This window comes from Rhodanobacteraceae bacterium (assembly GCA_024234055.1).
Taxonomy (GTDB): domain Bacteria; phylum Pseudomonadota; class Gammaproteobacteria; order Xanthomonadales; family SZUA-5; genus JADKFD01.
This window is the reverse complement of the sequence record JACKOW010000001.1, coordinates 193125-206056: the sequence shown is the minus strand read 5'-3', so window position 1 is coordinate 206056 and position 12932 is coordinate 193125. Positions and strand designations below refer to the sequence as shown.

At 61.9% G+C, this 12932-nt stretch carries 14 protein-coding genes; 12 read left to right on the top strand and 2 right to left on the bottom strand.

Annotated features, from left to right (window positions below):
* Positions 1–11 precede the first annotated feature (11 nt).
* The 12 genes from H7A19_00895 to H7A19_00840 all read left to right on the top strand — a co-directional run bounded on the left by H7A19_00895 (position 12) and on the right by H7A19_00840 (position 9105).
* Positions 12–479, top strand: a complete 468-nt coding sequence (locus H7A19_00895; protein MCP5473387.1) for a hypothetical protein — start codon at positions 12–14, stop codon at positions 477–479.
* 49 nt (positions 480–528) lie between these two features.
* Positions 529–1323: a F0F1 ATP synthase subunit A gene (atpB, locus tag H7A19_00890; GenBank protein MCP5473386.1), complete on the top strand. Its 795-nt coding sequence runs from the start codon at positions 529–531 to the stop codon at positions 1321–1323.
* 55 nt (positions 1324–1378) lie between these two features.
* A complete protein-coding gene (atpE, locus tag H7A19_00885; protein ID MCP5473385.1) occupies positions 1379–1639 on the top strand; it encodes a F0F1 ATP synthase subunit C in 261 nt (86 codons plus the stop codon).
* Positions 1640–1697: 58 nt separating this feature from the next.
* Positions 1698–2174: a F0F1 ATP synthase subunit B gene (locus H7A19_00880; GenBank protein MCP5473384.1), complete on the top strand. Its 477-nt coding sequence runs from the start codon at positions 1698–1700 to the stop codon at positions 2172–2174.
* Positions 2171–2704, top strand: coding sequence for a F0F1 ATP synthase subunit delta (locus H7A19_00875; protein ID MCP5473383.1), 534 nt, complete (start codon positions 2171–2173; stop codon positions 2702–2704). The genes H7A19_00880 and H7A19_00875 overlap by 4 nt, the downstream gene beginning before the upstream one ends.
* A gap of 124 nt (positions 2705–2828) precedes the next feature.
* Positions 2829–4376: a F0F1 ATP synthase subunit alpha gene (locus tag H7A19_00870; protein ID MCP5473382.1), complete on the top strand. Its 1548-nt coding sequence runs from the start codon at positions 2829–2831 to the stop codon at positions 4374–4376.
* A 151-nt stretch (positions 4377–4527) separates the two neighbouring features.
* Positions 4528–5391, top strand: coding sequence for a F0F1 ATP synthase subunit gamma (atpG, locus tag H7A19_00865; GenBank protein ID MCP5473381.1), 864 nt, complete (start codon positions 4528–4530; stop codon positions 5389–5391).
* 143 nt (positions 5392–5534) lie between these two features.
* Positions 5535–6944, top strand: a complete 1410-nt coding sequence (gene atpD / locus H7A19_00860; GenBank protein ID MCP5473380.1) for a F0F1 ATP synthase subunit beta — start codon at positions 5535–5537, stop codon at positions 6942–6944.
* A gap of 209 nt (positions 6945–7153) precedes the next feature.
* Positions 7154–7570, top strand: a complete 417-nt coding sequence (locus H7A19_00855) for a F0F1 ATP synthase subunit epsilon (protein ID MCP5473379.1) — start codon at positions 7154–7156, stop codon at positions 7568–7570.
* Between the two features lie 287 nt (positions 7571–7857).
* Positions 7858–8280: a CopD family protein gene (locus tag H7A19_00850; GenBank protein MCP5473378.1), complete on the top strand. Its 423-nt coding sequence runs from the start codon at positions 7858–7860 to the stop codon at positions 8278–8280.
* A 62-nt stretch (positions 8281–8342) separates the two neighbouring features.
* A complete protein-coding gene (locus H7A19_00845) occupies positions 8343–8612 on the top strand; it encodes a CPXCG motif-containing cysteine-rich protein (protein MCP5473377.1) in 270 nt (89 codons plus the stop codon).
* 94 nt (positions 8613–8706) lie between these two features.
* The gene (locus tag H7A19_00840) at positions 8707–9105 is read left to right on the top strand and encodes a hypothetical protein (GenBank protein ID MCP5473376.1); all 399 of its coding nucleotides are present in this window, start codon (positions 8707–8709) and stop codon (positions 9103–9105) included.
* A gap of 418 nt (positions 9106–9523) precedes the next feature.
* On the opposite strand, the gene H7A19_00835 is transcribed toward H7A19_00840, so the two are convergent.
* A complete protein-coding gene (locus H7A19_00835) occupies positions 9524–10777 on the bottom strand; it encodes a DUF1704 domain-containing protein (GenBank protein ID MCP5473375.1) in 1254 nt (417 codons plus the stop codon).
* A gap of 286 nt (positions 10778–11063) precedes the next feature.
* Entirely contained in the window at positions 11064–12785 is a 1722-nt protein-coding gene (locus H7A19_00830; protein ID MCP5473374.1) for a carboxypeptidase, read from the bottom strand.
* Between the last annotated feature and the right edge of the window lie 147 nt (positions 12786–12932).

Genomic DNA, 12932 nt, shown 5'->3' with positions numbered 1-12932 from the left:
TTCTGAACAACTTGGCTTGCGACCTCTTTCTGCCGACCGATATACTCTCGCTGATTTTTCGCCCGGCCCAATACACCGCGGCCCGCAACCGAGACAGGCTGAAGTCCTTGCACGATCCCTTTGCCGCTGGCCGACTTCTGGCTCGGCGCGTCGTGCAGACGCAGCTCTGGACCGGTGGGCTGCTGGCCGTGACGATCTACGCGGTCAGTCTGGACGGGGCCCTCGCCGCAGCCGCGGCCTGGGGTGCGGCGGCAGTTGCTTCGGCGCAGGCGATGTTTGCGCGCCGGCAACTGCGGGGAATGACAACGGTACAAACGATGCTGCGCCGGTTCTACAGCGCAGCAGCGTGGAAATGGCTGGTGGTGTTTGCCTTGTTCATGCTGGGACTGACGCTGCTGCGTCTGCCCGCAGGCGGGCTGATCACCGGGTTCATCGCGGCACAAATGGCAGGGACCTGGGCTTTATTACGCTATGGATAAGCTTCTGACAATGATGACCAGCGCAGCCGAAGAAGGTGGTTCGGGTGGCATGACCGAATACATCGTGCATCACCTGCACCACCTGCAGATCAAGGTCGGTGACGGTGCGTTCATGACCATCAACATCGACAGTGTGTTCTTCAAGTTCATGATGATCGCGCTGTTCCTGCTGGTCTTCCTGCGCGTTGCCCGTCGCTCTACCTCGGGTGTGCCCGGCAAGCTGCAATGCGCCATCGAAATGGTGGTCGAGATGGTCGACGGCCTGGTCAAGGAGACCTTCCACGGCAAGAGCAAGCTGGTGGCACCGTTGGCACTGACCATCTTCGTGCTGACCTTCCTGATGAACTTCATGGACATGATTCCGGTCGACGCCCTGCCGGCCGCCGGTCACGCTGCCGGTCTGAGCTATCTGCGAGTCGTCCCCACCGCCGATCTCAACACCACGCTGGGCATGGCCCTGTGCGTGTTCCTGCTGATCCAGTACATGGGCATCAAGCACAAGGGCGTCGGCGGCTTCTTCGGCGAGTTCCTGACCGCACCGTTTGGCCCGAAGATTGCGCCGGCCAATCTGCTGCTGCGCATCATTGAAGAAGCGGTGCGTCCAGTCTCCTTGAGCCTGCGACTCTTCGGCAACATGTACGCCGGTGAGCTGATCTTCATCCTGATCGCGGTGATGACCCTGGGTGCGGCACTGACCTCGGGCATGACCTACGCACTCGGCTCGATGCAGTTCATCGCCGGCTTCATCTGGACCGCATTCCACGTGCTGGTGATCACGCTGCAGGCCTTCATCTTCATGATGCTGACCATCGTGTATCTCAGCATGGCCGCCGAGCACCACTGATCCTTTTTCGCTGCACCTTTCACCCAAACTGAAACAGTCACTACGGAGTTGACCCATGGAACTCGCAACAGTCATGAGCTACACGCTGATCGCCGCCAGCCTGCTGATCGGTTTCGGCGCCCTCGGCACCGCCATCGGCTTTGCGCTGCTGGGCGGCAAATTCCTGGAAGGCGCTTCGCGTCAGCCGGAACTGGCGCCGATGCTGCAGACCAAGATGTTCATCGTGGCCGGTCTGCTTGACGCCGTGCCGATGATCGGCGTGGCCATTGCGCTGCTGCTGATCTTCGCCAATCCGTTCCTGTCGCAGCTGCAGTAATCCGGCCTCGATAGTCCCGGCGGCCGCCCAAGCGCGGCCGCTGTAACGGAGTAGAGCGATGAATATCAACTTGACCTTGGTCATCCAGGGCCTCGCGTTCTTCGCGACGGCCTGGGTGGTCATGAAGTTCGGCTGGCCGCTGATCAACAGCGCCATCGAAGAGCGACAGAAGAAGATTGCCGACGGTCTGGCCGCTGCCGAAGAAGGGCAGCGCGCACTGGCACAGGCGAGTGAGAAGCAGGATGCGGTGATCCGCGAAGCACGTGGCGAAGCTGCGGGCATCCGTGACCGCGCCGAGAAGGAATACTCGGCCATTCTCGACAAGGCCAAGGCTGATGCGATTGCCGAAGGCAGCCGTCAGAAGTCGGTGGCTTTTGCCGAGATCGCGACTGAAGCTCATCGCACGCGACAGGCACTGGCCCAGCATGTGGCTGATCTGGCGATCAAGGGTGCCGAGCACCTGATCCGCAAGGAAATCGACCCCAAGGTGCATCAGGCACTGATGGACGATCTGATCAAAGAGATCCGCCAATGAGCAATGCGCTGACACTGGCGCGGCCCTACGCCCGCGCGGCTTTTGAGCTGGCCAAGGCCGATCAGGCCGCCGCCGAGTGGTCGGGCAAGCTGTCGCTGGCCGCGCACATTGCGGCCAACGACACCGTCCAGAGCCTGATCAACAGCCCCAAGCTGACCGCCGTCGACCGGCTGAACCTGTTCCTGCCGGAAGGTGAGAACAGCGACAGTCGCTATGGCCGTTTCCTCGCACTGCTGGAGGGCAATCAGCGCCTGTCGCTGATGCCGCAGATTGCCGAACTGTTCGATTTGCTGCGCGCCGAAGACGAGCGCACCCTCCGGGTGCGCGTGCGCTCGGCGATGCCGATCGACGCCGTGCAGCAGCAGGAACTGACCGGCGCGCTGGCGGCGCGCTTCAAGCGCGTGGCTACGCTGGACATCGTCATCGACCCCGAACTGATCGGTGGCGCGGTGGTCGAGGCCGGCGACGTGGTGATTGATGGTTCGATGCGCGGCAAGCTGCAGCGCCTGCGAACCGAGCTGGCGCAATAAGTGCTGCTCACGGCTGCGGCCTGACCGCCGCGCCGATACTGGAACTAAGGGCTGCAGCAAGATTGCAGCAACACAATTTGATTCGGTCGCGACCCGGGTGTCGCCACTACAGGAAACCACCGTCATGCAGACGCAACTGAACCCTTCCGAGATCAGCGACCTCATCAAGTCGCGCATCGAAAAGTTCAAGACCTCCGCCGAAGCGCGCAACGAAGGCACCATCGTCTCGGTCTCGGACGGCATCGTGCGTATTCACGGCCTCGCCGACGTGATGCAGGGCGAAATGATCGAGATGCCGGGCGATACCTTCGCGCTGGCCTTGAACCTTGAGCGCGACTCGGTCGGTTCAGTGGTGCTCGGTGACTACGAGCACCTGCGCGAAGGCGATACGGTCAAGACCACCGGCCGCATTCTGGAAGTGCCGGTCGGACCGGAACTGCTCGGCCGCGTGGTCGACGCGCTCGGCAATCCGATTGATGCCAAGGGCCCGCTCGGCGCCAAGCTGTCGAGCCCCATCGAGAAGGTTGCGCCCGGCGTGATCTGGCGCAAGTCGGTCGCCCAGCCGGTGCAGACCGGCTACAAGTCGGTCGACGCCATGGTCCCGGTGGGTCGCGGTCAGCGTGAGCTGATCATCGGCGATCGCCAGACCGGCAAGACCGCACTGGCCATTGACACCATCATCAATCAGAAAGGCAGCGGCATCAAATGCATCTATGTCGCCATCGGCCAGAAGCAGAGCTCGATTGCCAACGTGGTGCGCAAGCTGGAAGAGCACGGCGCCCTCGCCCACACCATCATCGTGGCCGCCTCGGCTTCGGAATCGGCCGCCATGCAGTACGTCGCCGCTTACGCCGGCTGTGCCATGGGCGAATACTTCCGTGACCGCGGCGAAGATGCGCTGATCATCTACGACGATCTGACCAAGCAGGCCTGGGCCTATCGCCAGATCTCACTGCTGCTGCGCCGTCCGCCGGGTCGTGAAGCCTATCCCGGTGACGTCTTCTATCTGCATTCGCGTCTGCTCGAGCGCGCAGCGCGCGTCAACGAGGAGTACGTCGAGAAGTTCACGATGGGCGAGGTCAAGGGCAAGACCGGTTCACTGACCGCACTGCCGATCATCGAAACCCAGGCCGGTGACGTTTCGGCCTTCGTGCCGACCAACGTGATCTCGATCACCGACGGCCAGATCTTCCTCGAAACCGATCTGTTCAATGCCGGTATCCGCCCCGCCATGAACGCCGGCGTCTCGGTGTCCCGCGTCGGCGGCTCGGCCCAGACCAAGGCCATCAAGAAGCTCGGCGGCGGTGTGCGACTGGCACTGGCGCAGTATCGTGAGCTGGCCGCCTTCGCCCAGTTCGCTTCCGATCTGGACGCCGCCACCCGCGCCCAGCTGGAACGCGGTCAGCGCGTCACCGAGTTGATGAAGCAGAAGCAGTACGCCCCGATGTCGGTCTCTGAAATGGCGCTGTCGCTGTATTGCGTCAACGAGGGCCACATGGACGATCTGCCAATGAACAAGATCCAGGCCTTCGAAAAAGCCCTGCACCAGCACTTCCACAGCAACCACGGCCAGCTCATGAGCGACATGGCCGTCAGTGGCGACTGGAACAAGGACATCGAAGAGACCTTCAAGAAGGGTATTGCGGAGTTCAAGAAGACGGGGAGTTGGTGAGCGGGACACTCCGCACGGAGGTCGGAGTTGAGGCAAGTAGAGTTAAACGTGAAACGTTAAACGTCAACTAAAAGCCCTCAGTTCCCACCCACTAGGAAGCCCCTTTCACGTTTCACCTTTCACTTTTCACCGCGAGCGAAGCGAGCACCCTATGGCAGGCGCAAGAGAAATTCGAACCAAGATCAAGAGCGTGCAGAACACCCGCAAGGTGACGCGTGCTCTGGAAATGGTGTCGGCGAGCAAGATTCGTCGTGCGCAGGAGCTGATGAAGGCTTCGCGTCCGTACGCGCAGCTGATGCGCCAGGTCATTGGCCACGTCGCCAAGGCCAACACCGAGTACCAGCACCCCTTCCTCGTCGAGCGTGACGAGGTGTCGCATGTCGGCTACGTCATCGTATCCACCGATCGCGGCCTGTGCGGCGGCCTCAACGCCAATCTGTTCCGCAAGCTGCTCGGCGAGATCCGCGAGTGGCAGGCCAAGGGCGCGCAGATCGAAGTGGTCTGCATCGGCGCCAAGGCCACGGCCTTCTTCAAGCGCCTCAAGGTCGACATGGTCGGCTCGGTCACCCACCTCGGGGAGAAACCGCGGGTGGATCAGCTGATCGGCGCCATCAAGGTGATGCTGGACAGCTACATGGACGGCCGAGTCGATCGTCTGTTCGTGGCCTACAATGATTTCGTCAACACCATGACCCAGAAGATCACGGTCGACCAGCTGCTGCCGCTGCTGCCCACCGACGATCTGGACAGCAAGCATCAGTGGGATTATCTGTACGAGCCCAGCGCGCCCGAGATCATGGATCACGTGCTGTCGCGCTACATCGAAAGCCTGGTGTATCAGGCCGTACTGGAAAATTTGGCCTCCGAACACGCCGCCCGCATGGTGGCCATGAAGTCGGCCAGCGACAACGCCACCAAGGCCATCGACAATCTCACGCTGATCTACAACAAGGCTCGTCAGGCCGCGATCACGCAGGAGATCAGCGAAATCGTCGGCGGCGCGGCAGCAGTTTAAGAGCGGTGAAATGTAAAAAGTAAAACGTCAATGAGAGCGGCTGTCAGTTGACGTTTGACGTTTTACGTTTGACCAAAAAAAGAATTCAGCGAGCGGCAAATAGCCGTAGCGCATCAAAGTTCAAGCGTTCCAGGAGCCACACCATGAACCAAGGCAAAGTCGTACAGATCATCGGCGCCGTCGTCGACGTCGAATTCCCGCGCGAGTCCGTGCCGAAGGTGTACGACGCGCTGACCATCGCCGGCACCGAGATCACGCTGGAAGTGCAGCAGCAGTTGGGTGACGGCGTGGTCCGTACCATTGCGCTCGGTTCTACCGACGGTCTGAAGCGCAATCTGGTTGCCGAGAACACCGGCAAGGCCATTTCGGTGCCGGTGGGTCTGAAGACCCTGGGCCGCATCATGGACGTGCTCGGTCGCCCGATCGACGAAGCCGGCCCGATCGGCGAAGACGATCGCTGGGTGATCCATCGCTCGGCGCCCACCTATGCCGAGCAGGCCGGTGGCAACGATCTGCTGGAAACCGGCATCAAGGTCATCGATCTGATGTGTCCCTTCGCCAAGGGCGGCAAGATCGGCCTGTTCGGTGGCGCCGGCGTCGGCAAGACCGTCAACATGATGGAACTGATCAACAACATCGCCAAGGCCCACTCGGGTCTGTCGGTGTTCGCCGGCGTGGGTGAGCGTACCCGCGAAGGTAACGACTTCTACCACGAGATGAAAGACTCGAACGTGCTCGACAAGGTGGCCATGGTCTACGGCCAGATGAACGAGCCGCCGGGCAACCGTCTGCGCGTGGCGCTGACCGGTCTGACCATGGCCGAGTACTTCCGCGACGAAAAGGATCCGGCCACCGGCAAGGGTCGTGACGTGCTGCTGTTCGTCGACAACATCTACCGCTACACGCTGGCCGGTACCGAAGTGTCGGCACTGCTGGGCCGCATGCCTTCGGCCGTGGGCTATCAGCCGACGCTGGCGGAAGAAATGGGCGTGCTGCAGGAGCGCATCACCTCGACCAAGACCGGCTCGATCACCTCGATCCAGGCCGTCTACGTGCCCGCCGACGATCTGACCGATCCCTCGCCCGCCACCACCTTCGCCCATCTGGACGCAACCGTGGTGCTGAGCCGCAACATCGCTTCGCTGGGTATCTACCCGGCGGTGGATCCGCTCGATTCGACCAGCCGTCAGCTCGATCCGAACGTCATCGGCAACGATCACTACGACACCGCCCGTCGCGTGCAGTCCACGCTGCAGCGCTACAAGGAACTGAAGGACATCATCGCGATCCTGGGCATGGACGAGCTGAGCGAAGAAGACAAGGCCACCGTCTCCCGCGCCCGCAAGGTCGAAAAGTTCTTCAGCCAGCCCTTCCACGTGGCCGAAGTGTTCACCGGCAGCCCGGGCAAGTACGTGTCGCTGAAGGAAACCATCCGCGGCTTCAAGATGATCGTCGACGGTGAAGTCGACCATTTGCCCGAACAGGCCTTCTACATGGTCGGCGGCATCGATGAAGCCATGGCCAAGGCGAAGGAAATGGGTGTGGCGGCGTGATCTGCCGTGCCGGTGACGCATATCTCGGCGTCACCGGCATCTCATGCCCTGCGGCACAGGTAAAACGTAAAATGTAAAACGTCAATTTCGCCAGCGCCGAGCTTTTCGCTTTCATTGACGTTTTACGTTTTACGTTTTACCCGGCCGCAGACGCTTACCGGGCGCCGCAGCCCAGCAACACCAAAAACCAGTTTCGGAGCACCAGCCCCATGTCCACCATCCGCGTCGATGTCGTCAGTGCCGAAGCCTCCGTGTTTCACGGTGAGGCCAAGCTTGTGGTAGCTACCGGCGAGATGGGTGAGCTCGGTATTGCGCCGCGCCATGCGCCCTTGATCACGCGCCTGAAGCCCGGTCAGGTGCGGGTGATTCAGCCCAATGACGAAGAGCTGTTCCTGTACGTGTCCGGCGGCATCATGGAAGTGCAGCCCAGCGTCGTCACCATCCTCACCGATACCGCGGTGCGCGCGGCGGATCTGGACGAAGCTGCGGCCAAGCAGGCCAAGGAAGATGCGGAGAAGGCCATCGCCAACCGCACGGACGCCATCGAGATTGCCGAAGCCCAGGCCCGTCTGGCAGAGGCCGCTGCCCAGTTGCAGCTGATCAACAAGCTGCGCGGCAAGCACTGATCCGGCTTCATCAGGCTCACCCAGAACGCCGGCGAAAGCCGGCGTTTTGTTTGGTCGGCCCGATCACTCCTGCGGATGTCATTTGTTTGAGGGCACGAGGGCGAGAGGGCACGAGGGCACGCAAGATCAAGAGCTACGGCGAGGCTGGCTTTGCGGCCCTTGCACCCTCCAACGCTTGATACGCGGACAGGCGCACCGCCATCCTCAACCAGGACTCCCACCGAATTCACTTCAATCAGACCTCTGTCCGTGGCACTCTGAGGGCCTGAACACGCAAAGCTGAGTGACTGATGAGCTACCCCTGGATCAAGACCCTGCACATCCTTTTCGTCATCGCCTGGATGGCGGCGGTGTTCTATCTGCCCCGCATCCTCGTGAACGTCGCCGAGGTCGGTGATGCGGCCGCCATCCGTGAACGCTTGCTGCTGATGGGTCGCCGGCTGTACAAGTTCGGACACATCATGTTTGCCTTCATGGTCCTGTTCGGCCTGACACTCTGGATGCATTTCAAGATCGCCGGTCCCTGGCTGCACGCGAAACTGGTGCTGGTGGCCATCCTGTTTGCCTTCTACATCCACAGTGGCCGCTATCTGAAGAAGGCCGCCGCCGGCGCCGCCCTGCCCAGTTCGGTGTTCTTCCGCTGGTACAACGAGATTGCACTGGTGCTGGCCATTCCGATCATCTACCTCGCGGTTGCCAAGTCCTTCTGATGCGACGCCAGCCCGCCCGAGCCACGCCCGAGTCCGAGCTGCTGCTCGGTTCGGCCCTGCGCATGGACGCGGCCCATGTCGACCAGCTCTATGGTCTGGAGCCAGTTTTCGAAGCCGGGCAGGATGCACGTCAGCGGCCATTGGATGCGCTGATCGAGATAGAGTGTCCGCATTGCTGGCAGAGTTATGAAAGCAGCGCCGACCTCACCCTCGGCGTGCAGAGCTACATCGAGGATTGCCAGTATTGCTGCCACCCGATCGAGATCAAGGTCACTGTGTTGGACGATGGCCGTGATGCCATGGTGGAGGCGCGACGGCCGGACGAGGCATGACGAGCCTGCTCAATCGGCCGATGCGACTGCGCTCTGAGAGCGCTCCGCTGCGGTCCAACCTCAGGAGAACGAATTGACCACGCCACAACTGCTGATGACCACGAGCGCGTCGATCATCGGCTTGTTGGGTCTGGCTCATCTGGTGCTGACCTATCACGGGCCAAAACTCCTGCCCAGGGACCGCACGCTGCAACAGGCCATGCGCGGCAGCGCGCCGGTGATCACGACCCAGACCACCATCTGGAAGATGTGGATCGGCTTCAATGTCAGTCATTCCATGGGCGCGATGTTGTTCGGACTGGTCTACGGCTACCTCGCACAGGCGCACCCGCAGATCCTGTTCCAGTCGATCTTTCTGCAGACCACTGGCCTGCTGATGCTCGCCGGATTCACCACCCTGGCCTATCGCTACTGGTTCATCACGCCGCTGCTGGGCTCGGCCGTGGCACTGCTGTGCTATGTGGCCGCATTGGTCGTCGGTGCGCTGCTGTAGCCTGATTTTTCCACTTCGCTGCAGATCGCCGGTTCACCCGTAGGAGCGCCCTTGCGGCGCGACCGGAGCCATCGGCATACGACACCAGCTGATCGTGTCGCTCGGTGGCGGGGAAGAGCAACAACGCAGAGAACGCAGGGGCCGCCAAGAACGCAGAGAAAAGCAAATTGGATCTGGACAAGCTCCTCTCTGCGTTCTCCGCGCCCCTCTGCGTTCTCCGCGTTCGGCTTTTGCGACCCACTCACCGCGGTTCCCGATCTTCGCCACAGCTGCCCGATACCACGGTCGCGACGCAAGGTCGCTCCTACAACAAACAGCGCCTCTCGGCGTTCTCTGCGTTCCGCTATTGAAAACAGCTCACCGCGGTTCCCGATTTTCGCCACCGTTGCCGACGCCACGGTCGCGACGCAAGTTCCTTCTACACACCCATCAGCACATGCTCTCGTTCGACCTGATCGAGGCGGATGCGATTGACGAACAGCGAGAAGGACAGATAGCCGGCAAGGCCGTTGCTGCGGCGCATCCATGGCGGCAGATACTTCGGCGGATCGATGAATCCGGATTGTACGAAGGGCTCCAGGCCCACCACATCCTGCAGCGTCATCTTGCCGGCAAACAGGTGCTGGGCCAGTTCCAGCTTGCCCGAACGCAGCGCCCACCGGAAAAAGGTATGCACCGACAGGAGGCCGTGCAGATAGACCGTGTCCTTGGTGAAGGCATGCCCGCCAGTGGTCGGTGCACCTCGGAACACGCGCATGGTTGACGTGAAGCTCTCGGCTTCGGTCTGTCCCTGGTCCAGGAAGAAGCGGAACACCTCGATGAAATTGGCGCCATGCAGCGCCATATGGATCGCCTGGATGCGCAGCGAGATGCGCTTCATCCGGGTAATGTCGATCGAGCCGGTGACCAGTTCGGCAAACACCGCCAGCCCTTCCTGGGTGGCGGTGATCCGGGGCGAATTCAGGCCCAGACTGCCGAGATTGCTCTGGGCGCGCCCATTCAGTGAGGTCAGCGAGTGCACGAAGGCCTCGTGCTCCAGCAGCTGCGAGAGATCGTAGTCGGAAAAGCAGGTGCCGGCACGCAGGCGGATGCGCGTGGGGCCGGCGGCGGCCTTGGCCACCAGATCCGGATCGATCTCGATGGACACCTTGTCCTGGGTGAAGACCTCGCCCAGCCGGTGTTCCATCTCGTTCTTGAGAATATCGGCCGACAGGCAGTATTCGGTTTCAGTGAGCGCGCTGTTGCCCATGACGTCATCGGCCACGCTGATGAAATGCTCGGCCGCCTGCAGGTTGTTGACCGCCGATCCGGCGATCTGATCGCCCGGGCGACCGTACAGATTGATCGAGTATTCGGTCATCTGCGGCGTACCCAGGCGTTCCAGCAACAGCGTGGCCACCTGCCAGGAGATCACGGTGTTCTGCAGGTACTGGCCGATCGGATGATCCGGCTCGCACTGATCGAAGATCTCCGCCAGACCGGCGCGACGGTCGCTGTAGTCAAACTTCTTGTACTTGACCTCGGGCAGATAAGGATTTCCGGCGCGCCAGGCTGCCAGAAATTCTTCCTGCGCGCGTTTGGGCCAGCTCAGTGTGCTGAGCATCTTGATGTCCTTGACCAGCGACACCAGACGCGCGTCCAGCTCACGGTAGTGGATCAGATCGAGGTCCATGAATCCTCAAGGCGCCGGTCAGAGCTGCCATCATCGCGCAAATCACGGCCCTCGCCCTGTCGCAGTCCCTTGCTTCGCCAAATTTCCCAATGTCGGCGCAGGGTTCGAACCAGAAAATCAGGGGCAAGGGATAGGGGTTCAATCACGACAGGTGATCTGACCGTGCCGCGCAGTGGGACCCCAGCCCCCGCCGCCTGCTTGATGCGCGAGTAGGTGCACCGCCAGTGGCGACCGGGACTTTCACAGGGGCTACCGAGCAACCGCCGGCAACCGACTTCGGCGCCAGCTACTCGAAACCGTTCTGGAACAGGGGATCGGACTGGCCGACGGTCACGAAGACCGCAGCCACCGGGCCTGCGTTGCCGAGGGCATCGGTGGCACGCAGATACAGCAGCTGACGGCCGGCACTCAGGCTGCTGGCGGGCAGGTCAACGGTGATGTTCTCGGTAGTGCTGTTGAAGGCGCCGTCGCTCGGCTGGAACTGGGCCAGCGCCGTGGCGCCCGCCTGCCACGGTGGCATGGCGTAGATGGCCACACTGGTCACCGTCTGCGAGGGCTCGGTGCCGACGGTGTTGTTGAATCGGGCGTCTTCGGCGCGCGCAGTGATGGTCACCGTGCCGCCCAGACTGATCTGGGCCGGCGCGGCCAGCACATTGACGATCTCCGGGCCGGCAGCCCAGCGATAGGGCGCGCGCGCCAGCTTGGAGGCCATGAAGAATCCATCCAGCGTGGGTTGTACCAGGGTGTTTTCGTAGCTGGTGCAGCTCGGCCAGAAACTGCTCCCGTCCATTTCGATGGTGAATGCAGCCACACCCAACGTGCCATAGGTGAAGTCATCCGTGGCGCCGCCGATGGCGCCGCCCGCATTCGACTGTTCCGGCGTCAGCCCGTTGTAATAGGCGATCTTGCGGCCCAGTGTCTGCAGCTCGAAACGATTCGGCGCAAACACGCCGTTGACATTGCCCCAGGGCCACCAGGTAGTGCCGGCGTTGCTGTGCACATCCATGTAGATGCCGGTGGCATCGAGCGACACCGGGGTCACCAGATCGACGCCCGGCCCTTCGTTGCGTTGATCGGGAAAGATCTGCTGCAGGTAGGCAATGATGGCCTGCGACTCTGGCTCCGAAGCGGCTGCGGGACCTCTGAAGGTCTCATTGCATGCCGTCCCAGAGCTGCCCGGACCACCCCAGTCGAAGGGGAAATTTCGGTTGTTGTCCACGCCCACCGTAGTACTTCCGGTCGAGCAGTAGTTTTCGTCGCGATTCTTGCGCTGCGAGCGCGTGCTGGAGACTTCGGCCACCTTGCGCCCATCCGGATTGGCATGGAACAGGATATGCACCTCCTGGTGGTCCAGTATCCAGGTCACATCCGGATTGACATCGTACTGCGCCGCCAACCATTCGCCATAGCGCAAAACGGTCTCGGAGGTCACGTACTCGCGGGCGTGCAAACCGCCCTGCAGATAGTGCACGGGCTTGATGCCGGGGATGGATCGATTGGTCAGCCGCAGCACCCACAGATCGTAGCCCTGCGCGGCGTTCTGCTGCTTCTTCCAGCTGTCGCCGATGTCGACCAGCTCGGCGATGGCGCCGTGTTGCGCCACCAAAGCCTGGGCACTGGCCAGACTTTCTTCGACCGTACGGTAACAGGGATAGCCCGAGATGCTCTCGGTCTGGTCCGGCGTTTCCGGCACCGGACCGAAGGCCTCGGCAGTCAGCTCTGGATCGACGGCAACTGCAAAGCCCTCGTCCAGCAGTTGTTGATATTCGGCGCGAGAGTTGACCTCGATGATCAGCTGCCCGGCATCACGATCCACCCGCCACGGCGCCGCCCGCTCCAGCAATCGAGTCAGCGACTGATCGGACGTGAAGCGGGCACGCACCACCCAAGGGCCTTCGCCTGCCGGAAGTTCACGGGTCTGCGGCCACGGCGAGGGGCCCACCTTGGCTGCTGTGGCGGTATTGCCGATCAGCAAGGCCAGCAGCAAGATCAGGACACGGACGCGCATCGTAGGACAGCCCCTACAGTGGAGCGCGGATCATAACGAACCGGGCCAGCGCTTGGCGGTTTGCAGTTGGCAGTTCTGCGGCTGCCTTATCTGACTCGCACCCCGGATTTGCCTCGAAAGGGTCCGCTTTGTCGTGATCGCACAGGG